This is a genomic window from Phytobacter sp. RSE-02 (genome assembly GCF_040578655.1).
Lineage (GTDB): Bacteria > Pseudomonadota > Gammaproteobacteria > Enterobacterales > Enterobacteriaceae > Phytobacter > Phytobacter diazotrophicus.
In genome coordinates this window covers 414616-435318 of sequence record NZ_JBEULY010000004.1, presented here as the reverse complement: position 1 = coordinate 435318, position 20703 = coordinate 414616, and the positions used below count along the sequence as shown (strand labels likewise).

The 20703-nt window shown below is 52.7% G+C and carries 18 protein-coding genes and 3 pseudogenes; 13 read left to right on the top strand and 8 right to left on the bottom strand.

Annotation, left to right across the window (positions count from 1 at the left end; all coding sequences use genetic code 11):
* Positions 1-87 precede the first annotated feature (87 nt).
* Together ABU190_RS12225 and ABU190_RS12220 are read right to left on the bottom strand one after the other, a co-directional pair.
* Positions 88-646, bottom strand: a pseudogene (locus tag ABU190_RS12225) (isochorismatase family cysteine hydrolase).
* A gap of 87 nt (positions 647-733) precedes the next feature.
* Positions 734-1936, bottom strand: a complete 1203-nt coding sequence (locus ABU190_RS12220) for an MFS transporter (RefSeq protein WP_354691452.1) — start codon at positions 1934-1936, stop codon at positions 734-736.
* A gap of 85 nt (positions 1937-2021) precedes the next feature.
* Between ABU190_RS12220 and ABU190_RS12215 the strand changes: the two genes are divergently transcribed.
* Positions 2022-2672 (top strand): GntR family transcriptional regulator, encoded by a 651-nt coding sequence (locus ABU190_RS12215; RefSeq protein ID WP_354691451.1) that lies wholly within the window; start codon positions 2022-2024, stop codon positions 2670-2672.
* 139 nt (positions 2673-2811) lie between these two features.
* Here ABU190_RS12215 and ABU190_RS12210 read toward each other — a convergent pair whose 3' ends face one another.
* Positions 2812-3153 carry a hypothetical protein gene (locus ABU190_RS12210; RefSeq protein ID WP_354691450.1) on the bottom strand — a complete coding sequence of 114 codons (342 nt, stop codon included), beginning with the start codon at positions 3151-3153 and terminating at the stop codon, positions 2812-2814.
* 252 nt (positions 3154-3405) lie between these two features.
* Between ABU190_RS12210 and ABU190_RS12205 the strand changes: the two genes are divergently transcribed.
* Positions 3406-3888, top strand: coding sequence for a glutathione peroxidase (locus tag ABU190_RS12205; RefSeq protein WP_354691449.1), 483 nt, complete (start codon positions 3406-3408; stop codon positions 3886-3888).
* Between the two features lie 132 nt (positions 3889-4020).
* On the opposite strand, the gene ABU190_RS12200 is transcribed toward ABU190_RS12205, so the two are convergent.
* Positions 4021-5229, bottom strand: a complete 1209-nt coding sequence (locus ABU190_RS12200; RefSeq protein WP_354691448.1) for an MFS transporter — start codon at positions 5227-5229, stop codon at positions 4021-4023.
* Between the two features lie 103 nt (positions 5230-5332).
* On the opposite strand from ABU190_RS12200, the gene ABU190_RS12195 reads away from it, so the two are divergent.
* Positions 5333-6241 carry a LysR family transcriptional regulator gene (locus tag ABU190_RS12195; RefSeq protein ID WP_354691447.1) on the top strand — a complete coding sequence of 303 codons (909 nt, stop codon included), beginning with the start codon at positions 5333-5335 and terminating at the stop codon, positions 6239-6241.
* Between the two features lie 253 nt (positions 6242-6494).
* Here ABU190_RS12195 and ABU190_RS12190 read toward each other — a convergent pair whose 3' ends face one another.
* Positions 6495-7214, bottom strand: coding sequence for a type 1 glutamine amidotransferase (locus ABU190_RS12190; RefSeq protein ID WP_354691446.1), 720 nt, complete (start codon positions 7212-7214; stop codon positions 6495-6497).
* Positions 7215-7332: 118 nt separating this feature from the next.
* On the opposite strand from ABU190_RS12190, the gene ABU190_RS12185 reads away from it, so the two are divergent.
* The gene (locus ABU190_RS12185) at positions 7333-8106 is read left to right on the top strand and encodes a helix-turn-helix transcriptional regulator (RefSeq protein ID WP_354691445.1); all 774 of its coding nucleotides are present in this window, start codon (positions 7333-7335) and stop codon (positions 8104-8106) included.
* A gap of 10 nt (positions 8107-8116) precedes the next feature.
* Positions 8117-8383, top strand: a pseudogene (locus tag ABU190_RS12180) (MFS transporter); the annotation flags it as partial.
* A 139-nt stretch (positions 8384-8522) separates the two neighbouring features.
* Here ABU190_RS12180 and ABU190_RS12175 read toward each other — a convergent pair.
* Positions 8523-9110: a TetR/AcrR family transcriptional regulator gene (locus ABU190_RS12175; protein ID WP_354691444.1), complete on the bottom strand. Its 588-nt coding sequence runs from the start codon at positions 9108-9110 to the stop codon at positions 8523-8525.
* A gap of 236 nt (positions 9111-9346) precedes the next feature.
* On the opposite strand from ABU190_RS12175, the gene ABU190_RS12170 reads away from it, so the two are divergent.
* From ABU190_RS12170 to codA, 5 genes and pseudogenes are all read left to right on the top strand, one after another.
* The gene (locus tag ABU190_RS12170; RefSeq protein WP_354691443.1) at positions 9347-10441 is read left to right on the top strand and encodes an MFS transporter; all 1095 of its coding nucleotides are present in this window, start codon (positions 9347-9349) and stop codon (positions 10439-10441) included.
* Positions 10442-10468: 27 nt separating this feature from the next.
* Positions 10469-11649, top strand: a pseudogene (locus ABU190_RS12165) (MFS transporter).
* A gap of 391 nt (positions 11650-12040) precedes the next feature.
* On the top strand, positions 12041-13303 hold the full coding sequence (gene codB, locus ABU190_RS12160) for a cytosine permease (protein WP_354691442.1): 1263 nt from the start codon (positions 12041-12043) through the stop codon (positions 13301-13303).
* Between the two features lie 2 nt (positions 13304-13305).
* A complete protein-coding gene (locus ABU190_RS12155) occupies positions 13306-14541 on the top strand; it encodes a PucR family transcriptional regulator ligand-binding domain-containing protein (protein WP_354691441.1) in 1236 nt (411 codons plus the stop codon).
* Positions 14538-15776 carry a cytosine deaminase gene (gene codA / locus ABU190_RS12150; protein WP_354691440.1) on the top strand — a complete coding sequence of 413 codons (1239 nt, stop codon included), beginning with the start codon at positions 14538-14540 and terminating at the stop codon, positions 15774-15776. The genes ABU190_RS12155 and codA overlap by 4 nt, the downstream gene beginning before the upstream one ends.
* A 110-nt stretch (positions 15777-15886) precedes the next feature.
* Here the strand turns inward: codA and ABU190_RS12145 are convergent, their stop codons facing one another.
* Positions 15887-16603 (bottom strand): phosphoethanolamine transferase domain-containing protein, encoded by a 717-nt coding sequence (locus ABU190_RS12145; RefSeq protein ID WP_354691439.1) that lies wholly within the window; start codon positions 16601-16603, stop codon positions 15887-15889.
* Between the two features lie 100 nt (positions 16604-16703).
* Between ABU190_RS12145 and ABU190_RS12140 the strand changes: the two genes are divergently transcribed.
* From ABU190_RS12140 to ABU190_RS12130, 3 genes are all read left to right on the top strand, one after another.
* Positions 16704-17399 carry a response regulator transcription factor gene (locus ABU190_RS12140; protein WP_354691438.1) on the top strand — a complete coding sequence of 232 codons (696 nt, stop codon included), beginning with the start codon at positions 16704-16706 and terminating at the stop codon, positions 17397-17399.
* Between the two features lie 22 nt (positions 17400-17421).
* Positions 17422-18675: a HAMP domain-containing sensor histidine kinase gene (locus ABU190_RS12135; protein WP_354691437.1), complete on the top strand. Its 1254-nt coding sequence runs from the start codon at positions 17422-17424 to the stop codon at positions 18673-18675.
* Between the two features lie 351 nt (positions 18676-19026).
* On the top strand, positions 19027-19572 hold the full coding sequence (locus ABU190_RS12130) for a dihydrofolate reductase family protein (RefSeq protein ID WP_354691436.1): 546 nt from the start codon (positions 19027-19029) through the stop codon (positions 19570-19572).
* Between the two features lie 133 nt (positions 19573-19705).
* Here the strand turns inward: ABU190_RS12130 and ABU190_RS12125 are convergent, their stop codons facing one another.
* Positions 19706-20689, bottom strand: coding sequence for an NAD-dependent epimerase/dehydratase family protein (locus tag ABU190_RS12125; protein WP_354691435.1), 984 nt, complete (start codon positions 20687-20689; stop codon positions 19706-19708).
* Between the last annotated feature and the right edge of the window lie 14 nt (positions 20690-20703).

The following is a 20703-nucleotide window of genomic DNA, read 5'->3' as shown; positions in this document are numbered from 1 at the left end:
CGTGCAAAACGGAGATTAGAGGGCCGCCTTGTGCCAGAAGCTGACGTTCAAATGACCGGGCATACCCGGTCCTCTTCGCCCACTACGTCAGAAATTCATATTTTTATGCCCAGACTTCTGATATTTCAGATGAGCTGGTAACAAAAGCATGTTGAGGTATGATTTTTTCAAGTAAAAACACATTGGTTTCATGATCTGGATCGGCGCAGCAATCACTCACAACGACCAGACGGTAATCAAGGTCAAAAGCTTGCCCGACGGTAGAAAGCACCACACCACTGGTCGTCACGCCCGTAAGAATAAGGGTTTCGATGCCTTGTGCACGAAGAATCATATCAAGTTCGGTAAAAGAAAAAGCGCCGACTCTGCGCTTAACAATGACGGCCTCATTCTCTGCCGGAGCGACATCGGCATGAATCTCCGTGCTCTCGTTATCAGCCTTAAAAATTCCATTCTCTTTAATTGACGAGAAAATCGTGTTGTTTTGGCTGACCTCAGGGTAACCCTTGCGGAATCCTACACTCACGTAGATAACGGGTACACCTGCTGCGCGTGCGGATGATATCAGCGAGGCCGTGTTACGAATAACTTCTCCAGCACTCTCATGCGGTAGGAAGTTGTTGAGAATAATCGCCTGAAAGTCCATTACCAGCAGCGCGCTGTTTTTATTGATATTACTGAGTTGATTTGACATAAAATCTCCGAATTTGCCGGTGAAGGGTAATGCAGCCAGTCAGCGTGTCACTGGCTGGCGTTGTATATTGAGGTTCCACGCCGCTCCGAGCAGCAGGATGCAACTGGTTGCCAGGAAAACGGCTCGCATCCCGATATGCCCGCCGACAAAACCTCCAATCAGCGGCCCGATGAACTGTCCGGCAAACTGCGCAGCGACGGAATAACCAAGGATGCTGCCCACCATTCCTTCTGGTACGCGGTGACGTATCACTGCCGCAATACAAGGCAACAAGCCGCCAAGCGCCAGTCCCATCAGGAAACGCAGGGCAATCAGTTGCCACCCGGAGGTGACAAATGCCTGGAGGATCAGCAACAAACCAGCCGCAGCTAACGCAAGAGCGATAATGCGCAAATGCCCTATCCTGTCTGCCAGCTTCCCAAGCCAGGAGGCGGAAATAATGCTTCCCAATGCCGCTGCCGCCATCACATATCCTGCCACTTTAATTATCTGGGACGCGTCACTGACGAGGGTTCGAACATAGACCGTGATAATGGGCTCTATTGACATGTTAGCCAGCATCAGCAGCAGGCCGGTGCAAAGCATGCAGACAATTACAGAGCGTGCGGGTATCTGCGACCAGCCAACCCGGGATTGGGTGGCTACATCCGCAGGTTTTTTCACCTCTTCCCGGATAAGAATAAGTGTCATGAGGAAGGCAAAAAATATCAGCGCGCCGGCACAAAGAAATGTGGATCGAATTCCAATCAGGCCAGGTAACCAGCCCCCGGCAAGCGGACCGGCAAGATTACCTGCCATTACACCGGATGAAACGATCCCCAGCGCCCACGCTGCACGTTCTCTGGGAGCCTGGACCGCAATAAGAATTGTTGCACCGGATGAATATCCGCCAGCCAGTCCAACCAACAACCTCAGACCGACAAGTTGCCAGATATTTGTCACCAGCCCCATAAGAGAAACCGTAACCGCCATGCCCAGACTGGCTCTCACGAGCATCGACTTGCGTCCATATCTGTCACCCAGTCTTCCCCAGACCGGGGCAATCAACCCGGCAGTAATAAACGTTGAGCTGAATGCCACACCAGACCATTGAATAACTGCGGCATGCCCGTTTACACCAAGCTCTTCAACATACAAAGGGAGGAATGGCAGCATCAGAGTCATTGCGAAGACGGTTGAGAACGAGCCAATGAAGCAAACGATCAGATTTCGCTGCCAAAAGCTGTTATAGAATTGGGTCATAAAAGCGCTCTTTCTTGGTATACCAAGTTGGTATACCATATAGAGTATGCATTTTACTGTCAATTTTCGGGAGAACATTGCCGTCATGAGTCAGGCATCAGAGGTTGAAAACCAGTTACGAGAACAAATTCTCAGCATGGAACTGGGGCCGGGAGAACGGTTGACGGAGCGCTGGGCTGAAGCGACGTTTAAGGCGTCCCGGACACCTGTGCGAGCCGCATTACAAAAGCTGGAATCAGAAGGGCTGGTATGTCGTGACGGGATACGCTGGTTGGTCGCACCGATCGATGTCGGTGAAGTTGAACAGCTGTGTATTTACCGGGAAGTACTGGAAGTGGCGGCACTGAAACTTTCAGCCAGCCAGATGACGGAAGAACAGCTCAACGATCTGGAAAACCTGCTCACAGCGAATGCTGCTGATACGACGGAAGAGGTGATGGACGATGCCGGGACACGATTCCATCTACAGCTGACCCGTCTTTGTCAGAATGCTTTTATCATCGAAGGGGTAAGCGATGCCCTGCGCCGACTTTCACGGGCACGATGGCTCGACAAGGCACCATCGAACCCCGCCTGGGATGATCATCGTGAAATAATCGCGGCGCTTAGGTCACAGGAGACGGAAAAAGCAGCAGAATTACTCGCCGTTCATCTCAGTGAAAGCCGCCTCCGCCTCCTTGAGACAATCAATTCAAGCAGACGTAGCCTGAGGGCGAGAGGTATTGCTATATCCTGATTAAGTGGCGAGATTTTACGACAAAATGACAAAGGTCCGCTTTTCGCTCTAAGCAGCCATTCCGTTGCCTCAAAATGAAGGCCATCCTACAGGGGCGATCGGCTGGATCCGAACGTCCCCTGTCTGCCAGTAACGAACGTTAACTGTTCGTTGACGGATCGTACTCCCACTGTGATTCATCACTGTAAATCGTACCGTCATCATCCATTACCTGTGCATTGAGGTGCTTTGCAATCTCCAACATCTTTCTGTACAGATATGTGTCTGGCCATTGGGTATAAATATTACCTGCGCTCCAGTCGAGCCAGGGTTCTGCGTACAATGAAGGGCCTGACCACAAGGCGTGGTGATCGCCATTTATAATATGTTTGCTTAATTCCTTATCACTATTAATGTAGTCAAGCCATTCATCAGCAGTTATCTGCGCATCATCATTATCTGCCCAGAATTCAGCTCTTGTTATGTGAAATTCAACACCCATAGCATCCCCTAAACAGTGAAATAATTATCACAAACTAACGTAGTGCCCTATTCTATACGAATGTAAACCCACACAAAGCACAAAAGTCGCCTGTTTGTTGTTCTTTTTGTTCAACTTTGCAAAGATGTATCACACATGATCCCGCACCTGCCACGCGCTCAGGAGCAGGCTCTTCCCTCTATGCCCTGCCCCGACAGTACGCGCTACGTGGCAATGTCGACATCGAACTGGTTCTGCTTTGAGGATTTCGCTATGACTACCTTTTACCAACTGTCAGCCACCAGTCTGGGCGGCCAGCTTATCTCTATGGCCGACTACGCGGATAAGGTGGTCCTGGTCGTTAATACCGCCAGCCATTGCGGCTTCACGCCACAATACGGCGGCCTTGAAGCGCTCTACAAAAAATACGCTGCCCAGGGTTTGGTGGTATTGGGTTTCCCCTGCAACCAGTTCGGTAAACAGGAACCCGGTGGCGCCGAGGAAATCGCGCAGACCTGTCAGATTAACTACGGTGTGAGCTTCCCGATGTTCGAGAAAATAGAAGTCAACGGAGGCGCAGCGCACCCGGTGTTTCGTTATTTGAAACACGAATTACCCGGCGTGCTGGGTGGGCGAATCAAGTGGAACTTCACGAAGTTCCTAATCGGACGCGACGGTAAACCGCTCAAGCGTTTTGCGCCCTTCACCACCCCGCAGAAAATGGAAAACGCAATCCTTGCGGCACTTAAAAACTGAATCTTTCGCACATTCATTTTTAGCGCTTTATGCAAAAAGAGGATCAACATACCGTCAAACTTTTGCTTAAACAGCAAGTAGCGTTCTGATGATTCTTTTAGTGGCAGATTCGTGCCAGCAACGAACGTTGTGCTAATCAATGATGCGGTGGTCAGACTGGGTAATACGCTTAGCCAGTTTCTTTTGAAACAGTATGACCATTACAGGAAATCCAGATGCGGCTAATGCACTAACAACCAACAGTCTGTTCAGATTTTGCGTGGTTAATCCCTGGTCAGGTAATAATAAAGAAGACAGAAAGAATGCGAGAGTGGTTATCAGGAACATAATAGCTGTCTGTAATGAAGAAAAACCGGCTCGTTGTTCATCATCAGGATACTGGACAACCACCACCGAAGCGCAAACAAGTCGGCTATATGAGGCGCCAAGAAATAAGGTGATAAAGAGACCTGCATTATGATAACCCACCGCAGGAATCAGCAAACTTGCCACAAAGAACAGCGTTGATAGTGTTGCCAGCAGTAGCGTGGATAAACGCGCTGTTAGAACACCTGTTATTTTTGTAGACAGATAACCTGCAATCCCGCCACTTAAGAACAATACGGGCAACAGGTTTTGTTGTGCTCCCATATATTGCGTCATTAATGGCGTTATTATGGGAATAATCAGCATTGGACTAAATTGTGCCAGAGCCGTACAAGAGGCAAATAATAAGGTTTGCGTATCAATAGACAGTCTGGTCTTTACGCCTGATGAGACCGCATCCCTGGGGATGATAAAGGCTATCAAGGGTAAAGAGACCAGGCAAAAACAACTGATTAACCACAGCGCGGAATGCCATGCATAGTGCGAGCACAAAAATAATATAACGGGCATTCCTACAATGCTTACCATCGAAAATGACGCAATCACCGTCGCCAACATTTTTCCGCGCAAATGCGCCGGTGCATTATTTATCAATAGACTTGTCCCCACCCCCATTGTCGTACCGCCCACCAACCCTGCGCAGAATCGTAGTATAAGCAGAAGACTAAAACTGGAGGTAAATGTCGTCAAAAGTGTCAGCAAGCCTAATAGTGCCATATTGGCAATTAAAAACCGTTTCTTATTGAAACGACCAATCCAGTAAAAAGCGATAACGCCCGAAATGACTGCCCCCAATGTATACATACCGGACACATAACCTGAGAAGGATACGGGAACTGCAAAGTCTGCTGCCATAAAGGCAAAAATAGGATTGAACATCATATATTCCAGCGCATTCGTGAACTGGATACAAGCCATTACAATAGCAATACGCATGAGGGCTTTATGATTAAACGTCTGTATGGCCTGAGACATAGCAAGCAACCTGTGGATGAAAGATATCCGAGTTTAACGGCTATCAATGCTGTGCATTAGGTGGTAAAAATGGCACTTATTGTTATCAATAATGGGATAATTGATGCGTGCGGCCCTGGATTTTACCAGCCTGAAAGTGTTCATTGCTGTGGTTGAAAGAGAGAGTTTTGTGGGGGCAGCGAAAGTCCTTGAAATGCCGACATCCAACGTGAGTCGTTGTATTTCTCAGTTAGAAGAAAAACTGAATCTTCAGCTCATTGAGCGCAGCACCCGCCATATGAAACTCACCCAGGCGGGGCATCTACTCTACATCCGGGCGAAGCCATTACTGGAAGCGCTTGAGCAAACTGAGACAGAATTAACGTTGCGGCAGATGCAACTCAAAGGCCCATTACGTATTTGTATTCCCAATGAAATAGGTCCTGCATTGCTGGGTTCTGTTATTGCCGATTTCGCCTGTCAGTACCCGGAGCTGGAGATCAGCTGCGTCACAAATTTGTCAGGTTTAGAATCCCTTCGCGATGATCTGGATTTAGCTGTCATTGTTACCCGTGGTCAGATGGATGACAGTGACTACATCGCCCGTCATCTGATGACCATCCCTTGTACCGTTGTTGCCGCCCCCGCCGTCATTCAGCGTTATGGCACCCCTTCTCATATACAGCAATTTGAAGGGTTACCCTGTATTACAACGGTCAGCGCGCTGAAAGGCGCGCCATGGCAGTTTGTCGATAAAAAGGGGGGATTCGAGACAATTAAGGTTAACGGGCATTATCGGGTCAACAGCGGAGAGATGGCAGGACGAGCCGCTATAGCAGGTGTCGGTTTTGCAATTCTGGCGAAACAAGCCTGCCAACCTTATATTAGCGATGGCCGGTTAATCGAGGTTGAGTTTGAGCAATCAGCAGCGCCATTGCAATTATTCGCGCTTTATTCAGATCGGCGTTTTTTGCCTGCTAAAACAAGAGCGCTCATTGATTTCATGCATCAGAAATTAAGCAAGATATCCTGAGCAATATAAGGCGGTATTGAATCGCCACTGAACGTCCCATTGGCATAATAAATAGCTTCGTAACACAGAATATTCGCTTAGTGCCAGAGGCGGAAGTTGAATTATCTTGCAGAATTTTCGCATTCCAGGCGGGGATTCTGACGGCGCAAAGTTGATGTTGATTACCGGGCATATCGGTAAGAGCACTGTGTCTTACTCATAGCAAAACTTAAAATAAGCCCGGAGAAAAGCATCGCCAGGCTTTATTCTGTGGTTAAGCAGATTTGTAACGTGCTTCCAGCTTGTCCAGAAAATCAACCAGTACCTGGTTCATTTCGCTGTAATCATGCGCACGCAGTTCTTCTGGTGTATTAACGAAGCGATATTCTGCGGCGCGGTCCAGATCTTGCGCAGAATGTTCGATCAGCTTTTCTACAATATCCGGCGTCAGCTCCATGTGGCACTGGAAACCAATGACACGATCTGTGTATGAAACGATCTGACGTGGGCACCCCTCACTGTAAGCGATGATTTTCGCATCTGTCGTCAGACCCGGCATATCGTTATGCCAGTGGCCGACTTCGAGCGTCTTCGCAAAGTGAGAGAACATCTCATCGTTGCTACCGTCTTCTGTCAGCATGATCGGGAATTTACCTATCTCTTTTTCAGGGCTGTGTGCGAACGACGCGCCCAGGGCTTCACCGATCAACTGTGAGCCAAGGCAGATGCCGATAACCACCTTACCGGTATTAACAGCAGAATAAATGAGCGCCTGCTCGGCTTTAGAATCGAAGTGCGGACATTCTTCCACTGTTGTGGCTGGATCTTGCGGGCCGCCCATAACAATCAGGAAATCGATGCCTTCTGCGTCAGATGGCAACACATCTCCTGCGTATACGCGTGAAAAAGTCACATCATGACCGTGGCTTCTGGCCCATGTTTCATATGCGCCTGGGGCTTCAAAAGTTTCATGTACGATAAAGTGTACTCGCATTAGGATAGGCTCCTGTAATACCTATGATAATCTGCATTAAAAATAACTCGCCCATCCATTAAGGCTTACTTCGGATGGTTCCAGAGTCGATATCATAAGTGCAGGAGCTAAATCTGAAATGCCAGGTAGTATAGATAAAGCGCCAAGACATGATGAAGCCACAGGATGGTCAAGCACCGCGATAAGCTATCAGCGTGGAGAGACTGACCCTCCCCATCATCATATTGAGGGGCAACTGCTGTTTGCCAGCAGGGGAGTTATGCTGGTTGAAACAGAGAATGACCGGTGGGTAATACCGCCTCAGCGTGCATTATGGCTACCGCCTCTTCAGATCCATAGTTACAACCTGCTTTCACATACTGACCTACGGGCCATCTATTTCAGCCGCAGCCTTATCGCAGAATGCGCGAATTTTACCAAGAGTAACCAGGTGCATGTGATTACAGCTACAGCACTGGTGAAAGAGCTGATAGCCGGGCTCTTTAGTGGTGACTACAACAAACCGAGCCAACGGAAAATGGCTCTGTTACTTCTGGAGATTCTCAGCGAGGCGCCCCCCTTAGCTGCGGAGCTTCCAATGCCGCGTGATGAGCGATTAGCCTGTGCGGCCAGAGAATTATTGGTTAACCACCGTTGGGATGCATCGCTTAGCGATCTGTCTTTTATCGCCACCATGTCCGAACGTACATTCTCGCGATTATTTATTAAAGATACTGGATTTAGTTTTAGAACATGGAAGCAGAGAGCCAGGATTTGTGCTTCGTTAGATCTTCTCGCCAATGGCGTCTCAATCAAACAGGTCGCTTATCAGCTTGGCTTCTCATGCCCGGCTGCATTTACAGCCGCTTTTCGCGCCATCCTGGATTCAACGCCACGCGATTTTTTACCTTAATCCATTTTCCGTGTGGAACGTCTTCCTGATGCCCGGCGTTCGCCCGGTTCTGGCGGTCATTTTTCTCTGGATGACAGCACACAACATTCTTTATACGTTTATCGGCCCCTTTCTGACACTATCGGGCCTGACCTCGCAAATCGGCCTTATCCTGCTTCTTGATAATGCAGGTGCAGCATCATTTCCATGGGCGCTCCTGGCATTTATGGCTGCCGCATTTCTCTGCGCGTATTTCGCCAAAAAACATGCTTTCAGGCCAGGGGCCAGACATCATTAATGGGACCAACAGGCTGGAATAGACATAACGATGTCCAGCCTTAACACGACGGGGGTGCGCTGTACTTCTGACCGGTACCAGCCCTCCCTTTGCATCAAAACAACGCAGACAGGATTAACAACACCTCACGCCAGGCGCTTTATCCAGCAGGTCGTAATCCGCGAAGGAGCAAATTCAGCGCGGCAATGCCCTGTGCAAGGCGCTTATCGCTTTCATCACCGTCGGCAATCCAGAACGCGGCTTCTGCCAGGCTTCCGTAAATCAATGATGCCAGCCCTTGCGGGTCGGCCTCTTCAATAATGCCCTGCTCGATCAGATCGCGAATCAGGGACTGCATTGAATGCACGCAATGACGCTGTGATTCAGGTGAGAAACCGCCCAGTACCGCTTTTGCATCGCGCAACATAATGCGTTGATATTCAGGCTCCAGCGCCATCTCAAGGCAAGCCCTGCAACGGTTGCAAAAACCTTCCCACGGATCTGTTGCAGTACTGGAAATCGCCTGCAGGCGTTGATCCATTTCGTTATCGATCTGGTCCACCACCGCGGCCAGCAAGCCTTTTTTATCGCCGAAGTGATAATAGAGCGCGCCACGCGTCAGCCCTGCCTGCAACGTCAGATCATCCATCGAGGTTTCAGCGTAACCAAATTCTTTAAAAAATTGACGGCCAGTCGCCAGCAATGTCGCTCTAGTCTCTTCCATCTCAGCACGGGTACGGCGAACCATGATTTTTCCTTTACATACGCAGTGAATGATTATTTACATACGCAGCGTATGAATATAGGATTACATTCATACGCCCTGTATGAATTGTCGCTGCGCCACCGCGCTGTGGCAAGCAAATGTGACTGGAGAATGAGATGGCAACGCTCTATCGAGACCTTTTTTCTGCACCCGGCACTGGGCGGTTTACCGCTGCCGGCCTGCTGGCACGACTCCCATTGCCCATGGCCGGAATCGGAATGATCACGCTCTTTTCGCAAAAACAGGGAGCCTATGGCCTGGCGGGGGCGATTTCGGCCACCTTTGTGCTGGCCTACGCCCTGCTGTCGCCGCAGATCTCTCGCTATGTGGATCGCTATGGACAGTCGCGCGTTTTGCCTGCGGCGACCACGGTCAGTATCTTCGGTTTTCTCATCCTGATAGCCGGTTCTCACTGGGATGTCGCCCGTTGGATCCTCTTTGCGGGCGCCTTCCTGGCCGGGTTTATGCCCAGCATATCAGCCATGGTACGAGCGCGCTGGACGGCGCTCTATCGAGGAGATCCCCGTCTGCAAACCGCTTATTCGCTCGAAACGGTACTTGATGAACTGACGTTTATCATGGGGGCACCGCTCTCTATTAGCCTCTCCATTACGCTGTTTCCGCAAGCGGGCCTGCTGCTGGCAGTCCTTTTGCTCATCTCGGGGGTTTTTGCCCTGGTGATACAGCGGGGTACGGAACCGCCAACGGTGACAGCCACGCGCGCCACGGCGAACCGGGGATCGGTGATGGGGATGAAAAGTGTACGGCTTCTGGCGCTGCTTATGGTCGGGATGGGCATGATTGTCGGCACGGTGGATATCGTGAGCGTCGCTTACGCCAGAGAGTGGGGATATCCGGCGGCGGCCAGCCTGATTTTAGCCGCCTACGCCATCGGTTCGTGCCTGGCTGGGTTGCTGTTTGGTTCATTCAGGTTAAAAACCCCACTCAGTCGACTGTTGTGGCTGGGGGGGCTGGCAACCGCAGCCACCACGGTTCCTCTGATCCTTGTCACCCACCTCAGCGCATTGACCCTCGCCGTGCTGGTGGCTGGCCTCTTTTTTTCCCCAACGATGATCGTCGCCATGTCGCTCGTTGAACGCCAGGTGGATGAACATCAATTAACTGAGGGCATGACCTGGCTACTGGCCGGGCTGAATGTGGGAGTTGCGCTGGGCGCGGCGATAGCCGGTCAGGTCGTTGATAACAGCGGAGCGCGGTTCGGGTTCTCCGTTGCGCTCTGCGCTGGCGTCACTGTGCTGCTCATCGCATTTCTGAGCCATTTTACTCTTCGTCGTCAGGCTAATTGTGCCTGATACGCTGTTCACACAAGGAACTGATTAATGAATATATTATCTGGCGCGACAACGGCTCGCGGTTTATGGACACCGGTCCTTGCCGTCGGTCTGGCGACATTTTCTGTGGTGACGACGGAAATGCTGCCAGTGGGGTTGCTGACAGCCATCGCCGGGACGCTCTCTGTCACGACAGGAAACGCGGGGCTGATGATTTCTTTACCAGCACTCCTTGCCGCGTTATTCGCGCCGTTTGTGGTTATCGCATCGGGGGGTATAGATCGCCGCGTGATACTGTGTGGCCTTCTGGTGATCTTAGTGATGGCCAATCTTACCTCGGCGCTGGCGCCCAACCTGACCATTATGCTGATAGCGCGGGCACTTGTTGGTTTCTGCATGGGCGGAATATGGGCGATCGCGGGCGGTCTGGCGGCGCGTCTGGTACCGGAAAGCGCGGTGGGTCTGGCGACATCCATTATATTCGGCGGCGTTGCGGCCGCATCGGTACTGGGTGTGCCGCTGGGGGCGTTTATTGGCGATGCGATTGGATGGCGCTGGGCATTTGGTTGCATGGCGCTTTTCAGCGCACTCATACTGGTGCTCCATCTTGCCGTTATCCCGACGCTGCCTGTGGCTGTCTGTGCCAATATCGGCCAGTTCTTTGCACAACTGGCTAACCGCAAATTACTGGCAGGATTGCTCCTGACGCTGTTGCTTGTCACCAGCCACTTTGCAGCTTTTACCTTCGTACGCCCGCTGTTGATTTCCGTGTCAGGATTCAATACCCAATGGATTGGGGCGATCCTCTTCGCTTACGGTATCGCGGGAATTATGGGTAACTTTCTTGTGGGCATCTACGCAGCCCATCGTACGCGCTCACCCTAATGGTTGTCGCTACCGGGCTGGTAGCGACACCGATGCTGTTTCTGAGTAAAGGGCAAACTGTCATGGGTGGCGGCGCTATTTTGATTTTCTGGGGGCTGGCATACGGTGGGCTGTCAGTGGGGCTGATGACCTGGATGATGAAAGCGGCGCCTCGGGCCGTGGAAATCGCCGCAGCGCTTTATGTCGGGATTTTTAACACAGGAATTGCCACAGGCGCATGGGCCGGAGGAAAGCTCGTCGACACGTTAACACTGACTGCCCCACTCTGGCTGGCCAGCGGGTTAGCGATAGCCGCGCTGCTGCTAACAGTAATGGCGGGCTTCACTTCGACCCGAACAGGATGATGTCGGCGCCGCCTTTTAACCGTTCTGTCCCGTTGATTAAGACACCTCAATTTACGTATTGCTTTGATCATTAGCATGAACAGCCTCTAACCGTGAACGTCATACTCACCACAACCTGAATCACAGCCCGGAGCGGCACATTTCCCCGTTTCCGGGCGCACCCCATATCTCTCTTTCCGGGTGGAGGTATAACGAAACAGGTGTCTGCACCGCTGCTCTGTTATGGTGCGAAAAATTGCACCATGCACACTCTCCTGACAATACCCTGCCGAACACTCAACGTTTATGTGCAATTTGCACACTTCATTGTGTTACCTCTGCCCGGCAATTTTTGGCATACCTCTTGCTAATTCTTGCATAGCCATACAGATAGCCACTCAGAGGTTTCACAATGTCAAACAGCAATGATTTTCCGCTCGTCGAAGCGCCCGCCTCCGGACGTAAAGGCGTATTTTCGATCTCCATGGTTTTGTTCAGCTTTACTTTTTTTACCGGCACGATGTTCGCAGGCGGCAAACTTGGCGTCTCCTTTTCTATCGTTAATCTTTTATGGATTGCGGTTATCGGGAACTTTTTGCTGGCCCTCTACGCCGCTTCGCTCGGCTGGATTGCCGCCCGTAGCGGGCTGAATACCGTACTGATGGGCCGCTTTTGCTTCGGAGAGATCGGCAGCAAGCTCGCCGATTTTATTCTCGGCTTTGCCGAACTGGGCTGGTACGCCTGGGGGACCGCAACGGTCGCCATCTCACTGGTCAAAATCCTCGCCCTGCCCGCCATCATGACCATCCCGCTGATGATCCTGTTCGGCATCCTGTTCTGCGTCACTGCGCTGGTGGGTTACAAAGGGCTGGACGCGCTGTCTCGTGTGTCGGTGCCGCTGATGTTTATTCTGCTGGTGGTGTCGATGTACCTGGCCGCCCATCACGCCGGTGGCTGGCAGGCGATGACCAAAATTGAACCGGGCGAAACCATGACCTGGTCTGCGGCTATCACCATGGTCTTTGGCACCTTCGCCAGCGGCGCGACCCAGGCAACAAACTGGACCCGGTTGGCCAATTCCAGCCGCACCGCTATCGTTGCCAGTATGAGTAGCTTTCTCATCGGTAACGGGCTGATGATTGTTGCCGGAGCGTGGTGCGCTATCGTCTATCAGCAGGCCGATATTGTGGAAGTGCTGATTTTGCAGGGGCTATCGGTCGCCGCGGTGGTGATGCTGTGCCTCAACCTGCTGACTATTCAGGGGCCGACGATTTATAACGTCTCGGCCGCCGCCTGCCATCTGCTGCGCAGCGAGCGCCGCCGTACTCTGACCGTGGTCGCCGCTGGCGTCGGCATTGTGCTGGCGATTGGCGGTATGTATGAAATGCTGATCCCTTTCCTCGTTCTCCTGGGCAGTATCATTCCGCCCATTGGCGGCGTGATCCTTGCCGACTACTGGTTTTATCGCGGCGGTCGTTATCCTCTGCTGCAAACGGCCCGTTTGCCGCGCTTTAACTGGTTGGGACTGGGTGCCTATGCCGTGGGCGCAGTGGTGGCGTATCTGTCGCCGTGGATCGCCCCATTGGTCGGCATTACCGTCTCCGCGCTGCTCTACATCGCCCTGACGCGTCTGAGCAAACGTCAGCCCGCCGCTGATTCGGTCGCGGAGCAGTAGTTATGAGCCTGACGGTCAGCGAAATCCTCGCCCTGGAGGAACTCACCCCCATGCGCCTGCGTGCCGGTAAACAGGGGCTGCAACTGGCGGTTCGCTGGTACTACGTGGCGGAAAATGAAAATATCGCCGAATGGATCATGGGTGGGGAACTGGTCTTTATCACCGGCATCAACCATCCCCGCGATGAAGACAACCTGATCCATTTACTGATGGAAGGCAAACAGCGCGGGATAGCCGGGATGGTGATCCTCACCGGCGATGCGTATATTCAGGCGATCCCCCCTCGCCTGATCGCACTGGCCGACGAGCTGGGCATTCCGCTGATCGAACAGCCCTATCTGTTAAAGATGGTGATTGTCACCGAACGCATCGGTACCGCGCTGGTGCGTAGTGAAAATGCCCTGCAATCGCAGCGCGATATTCTGTTGCAACTGTTAACCGGCGATTTTCCCGATCTGCACATCCTGCAGCAACGCGCTATCCACCAACAACTGGATTTTAGCCGCCCCCTGCGGGTGGTGGCATTGCGTCTTGAGGGGATACAAAACCTGTTTCGCCAGTTTCCACCCGGGCAGGCCGAGGCCTGGTTACAGCAGGCGCGACGTATCATCCGTCAGCGGTTGCAGCAGCAGCTTAATCAGCAGGAGAACCCCTTTCCGCTGGTCGAGCGCAGCAATATGTTTATCTTCCTGCTGCCGGATGAGGACGGTGAGTTTTATCAGCAGAAAAAGTGGTTAGCACAGTGGCTGCTCGCGCTGGCGGAAGGTGACGACAGGCTGTCGCTACTGTGTGGCCTCTCCGCTCGGGTGCAGCAATTACAGGACTATCAGCGCGCGCTGTCGCAGGCGCGTCAGGCCCTGGACCTTAGCGATACTTTGCGCCCGGCCCAGCGCATTACCGACTATCAACAACTGGGATTTATCAAGCTCCTCTCTGCCATCGGCGACCCTGCGCTGCTGAGCGATTTTATGCACGACACCCTTGGCTGCCTGATAGAACGCGATCGCAAAAGTCCGTGGCTGTTAATGGAGACGCTGGAAACACTGCTCCAGGAGAACGGAAACGTGGTCAGAGCCGCCGGGCGGCTTGGCATTCACCGCAACACGTTACATCAACGCATCCAACGTATTGAAAAGCTGACCAGCTATCCGATTAACCATCCGCAATTCCACCTCAACGCCTCGGTCGCGTTAACGATCTGGCGTATGTCACAAAACCATTTACGGGAATACTCATGAAAATTATCAACGCACGCCTGCGCCATAAAGACGCGCTTTATACCCTCGACTTACATGACGGCGTGATCAAGAGCATCACCCTGCAGGCCGCCGTGCGGACGGCTGACGCCAGCGATATCGACGCGCAACAAAAGCTGGTTATCCCGCCGTTCGTCGAGCCGCATATCCATCTTGATGCCGCCCTGACCGCGGGCGAGCCGGAGTGGAATATGAGCGGCACACTGTTTGAGGGGATCGCCCGCTGGAGCCAGCGCAAAGCGAGCGTAACGGTTGAAGATACGCGCCAGCGGGCGCTGAAAACCATCGGAATGCTGCGCGATAACGGCGTACAGCACGTGCGCACCCATATTGATGTGACCGATCCTTCCCTGACGGCGCTTGAGGCGATGCTGGCAGTGAAAAAGGAGACGGCCCACCTTATCGACCTGCAAATCGTTGCCTTTCCGCAAGAAGGCATTGAATCCTTCCCCGGCGGCCGCGAGCTGATGACGCGCGCTATCGAGATGGGCGCCGATGTGGTGGGCGGCATTCCGCACTACGAAAATACCCGCGATAAAGGCGTCAGCTCGCTGGGCTTTTTGATGGATCTGGCTCAGCGCCATGGCTGTCTGGTCGATGTGCACTGTGATGAAATCGACGACCCACAATCACGCTTCCTGGAAGTGCTGGCGGAAGAAGCCCGGGTGCGTGGGATGGGTGCACAGGTTACCGCCAGCCATACCTGCGCCATGGGCTCTTACGACAACGCCTACTGCTCGAAACTGTTCCGCCTGCTTAAAGCGTCGGGCATCAACTTTATCTCCTGCCCGACCGAAAGCATCCACCTGCAAGGGCGCTTCGACACCTGGCCGAAACGTCGCGGCGTAACACGGGTGGCAGAGCTGGACCGCGCCGGGATCAACGTCTGTTTTGCGCAGGACTCCATTCAGGATCCGTGGTATCCGGTGGGCAACGGCAACATCATGCGTATTCTCGATGCCGGTCTGCATATTTGCCACATGCTGGGATATGAGGATTTGCAGCGCTGCCTCGATCTGATTACCGATAACAGTGCCCGTGCGCTGTGCTTAGGTGATAACTACGGCATTGCCGAAGGGCGCCCGGCGAACCTGCTTATCCTGGATGCGGAAAATGACTACGATGCGGTGTGCCGCCAGGCCAAAGTGCTGACCTCTGTTCGTCACGGTAAAGTCATCATGCAGCGCCATCCGGAAGAGATTTGCTACCCGGTCTGACACGTTCCCCTCGCCCGGCCGGTTAATCTGTCGGGCCTGGTAACCATCACCACAGCCGCTGGTTTTCATCATCGCGCAGATAAGGATCACGCGGCTCGCCTGCCAGACAGTCACTCATCGGCTTTTGCGTCTGACATCATAACAATACGGGTAGCCCTTTTCGCCATGGCCCGTAAAGGGTGAATTTTTACGCCCGATTTCTGTTTCCGGTAGTGATGGGTGTTGGTGACAACGTTAAACGGCACGACCTGATCTTTCATATGTCTGTTATCACGCAGCAGCGACGCGTAATCCTTGTTAAGCGCGAGTAGCACTGCCGCAAGAAGCGTCAGGTTCATCAGAATATGGCTCAGCCACCAAAAAAGGGTATCTGCGGGATTCCCTGTTTTTTTCGTCGGTATAAACATCATCGCCGCCGCAGGTAAGAGACCCAGAAAAAGCAGGCAGAGCGCCAGAGGCAGAGAGAAAGATGCGATGAGTTCAGCCGTCGGCGCGCCTTCAAAGAAATCCTGCACCCGGCTGTGGTCGATAAGTATGTCGTAGCGAAGCATGACGTAAGTACAACCCGCGCTGATAACCACCAGCCCGGCTAACAAGGGCTTACGTAAATACGGCAACATCATAACCGGTGTAAGGAAAAGGTTTATGCAGCAGAAAAGGGAAACCGGCAGGCTGAGAAAGAACAGCACCTGCTGAACACAGGTGAACTCAACATGCGACCACAATGTTAGCCACAGCGAAATATTACCCAGGGTCGTAAAAAACAGGGCTGCGACCCAGGTCAGTTGTACCGGGTTGAGCCGAAACGATGAAAGACGAAGAAACATGCTCTGTTCTCAGCGTGTTAGAAATGTGCTGAGTATCAATAAGTCAGTGTCAGGAAGTTGTTAAGGTATTCGGCCCATTTATGAATACGTCAATTTTCTTATGACTCGCCTGCTTATTATCGAAGATAACCCCGAACTGATTGCCAATCTCTATGATTTTTTCGAGCCGTTGGGTTATGTGCTGGATGATGCGCGTGACGGTGTCACAGGTCTGCGTATGGCAACACAGAATAACTACGACGCTATTCTTCTGGATCTGATGCTGCCGCGTATGGATGGCATGACACTCTGTAGCAAACTTCGCTGCGACTATCAAAACCCGGTGCCAGTGCTGATGTTGACCGCACGCGATCCCGTTGATGACCGTGTGCAGGGGTTTGCGCTTGGGGCTGACGATTACCTCATTAAACCCTTTTCTCTCAGGGAACTGGATGCCCGCATCCAGGCTCTGGTCCGCCGGGCTCAGGGCCGACAAGTTCAGGGGACACTAAAATGGGAAGATCTGCTCGTGGACGCCAGCGCACCGCAGGCATGGCGCCAGGGACAAATCATCAATTTGACACCCAGCACACATAAATTGCTGTTATGTCTGATGCGTGCGGCACCGGGTGTGGTTAAAAAGCATGAGATGGAGTACCTGCTCTGGGGCGATGAGCCGCCGGAAAGCGGTGCGTTACGCACACATATTCATGATTTGCGCCAGCGTATTGACAAAAACTTCACACCTGCACTGATAGAAACAGTTCATGGCATCGGTTTTCGCCTGCACAGGCCTTTCGAGGCTTCTCAAGAATAACGACCAGGGCAGCCCAGTAATCATGAAATCCCTTTACCGTCAGATGACGCTCAAAACGCGTATTACTGTTTCGTTTGTCCTGCTGATGGTAGCCGTCATGGCGGTTCTTGTCGTAGCCGAACAGCTTGACTACGATGAGCTCAGAGCCTGGGCAATGACAGAAAACCTCGACGAGGCGGCACCGCATCTGAAAGAAGAGGTTGCCAGTGGCGTAGTGCCAACCCTGCCCGCCGGTAGCCTGCTGTATGACGCCCAAACCGCCCCCGATGCTTTGCTCCGGTACGCACCGGGCTACCACCTGTTGGAAGCGTCGTCCTACCGCCACCTGCTGGTCTTTGAACGCAATGCACAGCGCTTCTATTTTCTGCAGGATGGCGAACCCTACGCCGGGCTTGAGTTGCTGATCGACGGTTTCGCACCGCTTGTCATTGCGGTGTGTATCCTGGGTGCATTCTGGATGGGACGCCTCACCTCAGCACGCGTTACCGTTCCGATAACCCGGCTGGCGAACGCAGTACAACTTAACCAGAAGCCCCTACCTTTCATGGATTCTAATGATGAAATCGGCGTGTTGGCGCGCGCATTTGCCCAACACAGTGATGAACTTGAGCGGTTCTTGCACCGTGAGCGATGTTTTGCGGGCGATGCCAGCCATGAATTACGCACACCGCTGGCTATCATTGGTGGTGCCGCAGAAACGCTGGTGCATCAATTGCCTGCTGACAGTCATTTAGTGCCCGTCGCCGAGCGCGCCGTGCGCACCACGCAGGAAATGGAGCGGCAACTGACATGCCTGCTTTTACTCTCGCGGGATCCGCATACGCTTCCCATCGCCAATGTCTCGCTACGCCCCTTAATCGAAGAGTGCATGGCGCGTTGCCAGCCCTGGCTGGCACGAAAAAAAGTCGAACTCAGGCTGGACGCGCCGCAGGAAACCCATCTGGCGACCAACGCTGAACTGGCACGCAGTGTCATATGGAACCTGCTGCGCAATGCGTGCCAGTACACCGTTGAAGGCGAAGTTCTTTTGACATTACGCGGCGCCACGTTAACGGTCACGGATACCGGTCCAGGGCTGCCGTCCAGCATTTCACCTCACCATTTTCAGCGCTTTCAGTCTGGCTCTCCTCAACATGGCGAAGGGCTTGGATTATCGATTGTTCAGCGCATTGTCGAACATCTGTGCTGGCACATGTCGGTCGACAGTTCGCAACAAGGCTGCTCTTTTACACTGGTCATGCATCGTCTTGTCTCGCCAGACGATACCCAGGAATAAGTCTGCGTATCACAGAGTATCCTCTTTCGAGGAATAATTTGCGCATGCGCTTATTTGATCTCAGCCAGTTCGCAAAATATCCCTGTGGGGCTGAAAACTGTTTAAAATCACGATTATTGTGAGTTTTACTCATCATATGTAATTTTTTGAATTTAATGTTCATTTCGCAATTAACACAACAGCGCGGCACTCAGTTAATATAAATACTAAACCATTGCCATTAATAACGACCATGACATTGGTTTCATGGCTATATTTGAGGCGGGCAAGGCAATTTTGGTAGCAATGTATTTGCTGTATGATGCCAACGTCACTCAACGCGATATATACAGCCTGAACAGGGAGCACTTGATGGTCAGCATACACGTTTTTATCGCAGTCAGTCTTGATGGTTACATCGCCCGAGAGGATGGAAATATCGACTGGCTGTTGCAGCGCGATGACCCGACAGAAGATCATGGTTATGCGGCGTTCATCGCGGACAAAGATTGGATCGTGATGGGTCGAGGGAGCTATGAGAAGGTGCTGACCTTTGACCAGTGGCCTTATGATCACCCCGTGCTGGTGCTCTCCAGACAGCTAACCGATACGCCGGTGCCCGAGGCGCTAAAGGGCAAAGTGCAGTTCTCATGCCGCACGCCAAAGGAGGTCATTGCTGACCTGGCAGCGCAGAACGCACATCGCGTCTATATCGATGGCGGGCAGGTGATCCAGTCATTCCTGCGCGAAGGGCTGGTCGCCGATATTGTTATCACTACCGTCCCTGTCCTGCTCGGTTCGGGAAAACCGCTGTTCGGATCCCTGCCCCAGGATATCGATTTGACGCTGTTATCAAGCCGCAGCTTCCCGTCGGGTCTGGTACAGTCACACTATCGGCTGACGCCACAAACGGTATAGAAACTTAGCGGCGGCCTGCGCCAAAGCGGGATCACCGCCCTGCTGCGACTGGAACTGTTCAACTGAGCGATATTATCAACCAGCCCGGCAGTGTTGCGTCGGCAGACCTGGCCGCCAGACGCAAGAGATCCGCTCACGACCGTGTGAATAACGCCTGATCGATGCAGCCCTGGCCGATTAAAGTGCTACGCACAGCCTCAATAAGCGGGGTATGCGGTTCGTGGCCTAAAAAAGCGATCAGTTTTGCGTTGTCCATCTGTATTGTCTGTTCCCATAAATAGCGCATCTCCTGCATTTCATGCAGCGTGGTGTTGAAAGGCGCCATCGCCGAGATGAGCCACCAGGGAAATGTTTTTACCTTCGCGTTAACACCCGCAAGCTGCGCGACACGCTGTATGGCTCCGGCCATTGCCGTACCATCGGCATCCCAGTGTCCTCGCATATGAAAACAGGCAAAAGAGTCGAGTTGATCGCGACGCGCCAACAGCGCAACCAGCGTTTCGGCGACATCCGGCAGATAGGCCCACTGATGGCCTGTCCCGGCTTTGCCAGGGTTTTTAATTATCCGCGGGTGTTGCCCCGGTTTGATCAATCCCTGCGAAAACCAGTTGTTGCCTGCGTCAGGGCCAAAGAAGTCACCGGCGCGCAGAATCAGCACCTTTCCGCCACGCTGCGCGTAAGCGAATAAGGCCTTCTCCATTTGCACCCGTATTGCCCCTTTTCGGGTGACTGGATGTTGGGGAGAGTCTTCCCGCAAGAGTGGAAAGGCGTCCGGACCGTAGTTGTAAACGGTACCGGGGAGAACGATTAATGCACCATTTCTCTCTGCGGCACTGATGGTGTTCTGTAACATTGGCAAAACCAGTTGTTCCCAGTTTCGATAACCTGGCGGATTAACAGCATGGACTATCACACTGCACTCTGACGCGGCAGCCGCGACCTGCTCAGCATTCAGCGCATCACCCTTTATCCACGTCATGCTCCCTTGCTCTTCATTCTGCGGGGCGCTGCGACGCAACGCATGGACGTCCCATTTTTCGCGGATGAGTTTACGGGCGATTTCGCCACCGATTCCGCCTGTTGCGCCCAGGATGAGTACCTTGTTTGGGTTTTTCATTGTCTTACCTCTGC

Coding starts and splice junctions, on each gene's coding strand:
- ABU190_RS12145 (WP_354691439.1), bottom strand. CDS start 16,603: ATGTTTCTTCGTCTTTCATCGTTTCGGCTCAACCCGGTACAACTGACC.
- ABU190_RS12215 (WP_354691451.1), top strand. CDS start 2,022: ATGAGTCAGGCATCAGAGGTTGAAAACCAGTTACGAGAACAAATTCTC.
- ABU190_RS12195 (WP_354691447.1), top strand. CDS start 5,333: ATGCGTGCGGCCCTGGATTTTACCAGCCTGAAAGTGTTCATTGCTGTG.
- ABU190_RS12185 (WP_354691445.1), top strand. CDS start 7,333: ATGCCAGGTAGTATAGATAAAGCGCCAAGACATGATGAAGCCACAGGA.
- codA (WP_354691440.1), top strand. CDS start 14,538: ATGAAAATTATCAACGCACGCCTGCGCCATAAAGACGCGCTTTATACC.
- ABU190_RS12170 (WP_354691443.1), top strand. CDS start 9,347: ATGATCACGCTCTTTTCGCAAAAACAGGGAGCCTATGGCCTGGCGGGG.
- ABU190_RS12140 (WP_354691438.1), top strand. CDS start 16,704: ATGACTCGCCTGCTTATTATCGAAGATAACCCCGAACTGATTGCCAAT.
- ABU190_RS12135 (WP_354691437.1), top strand. CDS start 17,422: ATGAAATCCCTTTACCGTCAGATGACGCTCAAAACGCGTATTACTGTT.
- ABU190_RS12210 (WP_354691450.1), bottom strand. CDS start 3,153: ATGGGTGTTGAATTTCACATAACAAGAGCTGAATTCTGGGCAGATAAT.
- ABU190_RS12175 (WP_354691444.1), bottom strand. CDS start 9,110: ATGGTTCGCCGTACCCGTGCTGAGATGGAAGAGACTAGAGCGACATTG.
- ABU190_RS12125 (WP_354691435.1), bottom strand. CDS start 20,689: ATGAAAAACCCAAACAAGGTACTCATCCTGGGCGCAACAGGCGGAATC.
- codB (WP_354691442.1), top strand. CDS start 12,041: ATGTCAAACAGCAATGATTTTCCGCTCGTCGAAGCGCCCGCCTCCGGA.
- ABU190_RS12205 (WP_354691449.1), top strand. CDS start 3,406: ATGACTACCTTTTACCAACTGTCAGCCACCAGTCTGGGCGGCCAGCTT.
- ABU190_RS12200 (WP_354691448.1), bottom strand. CDS start 5,229: ATGTCTCAGGCCATACAGACGTTTAATCATAAAGCCCTCATGCGTATT.
- ABU190_RS12190 (WP_354691446.1), bottom strand. CDS start 7,214: ATGCGAGTACACTTTATCGTACATGAAACTTTTGAAGCCCCAGGCGCA.
- ABU190_RS12220 (WP_354691452.1), bottom strand. CDS start 1,936: ATGACCCAATTCTATAACAGCTTTTGGCAGCGAAATCTGATCGTTTGC.
- ABU190_RS12155 (WP_354691441.1), top strand. CDS start 13,306: ATGAGCCTGACGGTCAGCGAAATCCTCGCCCTGGAGGAACTCACCCCC.
- ABU190_RS12130 (WP_354691436.1), top strand. CDS start 19,027: ATGGTCAGCATACACGTTTTTATCGCAGTCAGTCTTGATGGTTACATC.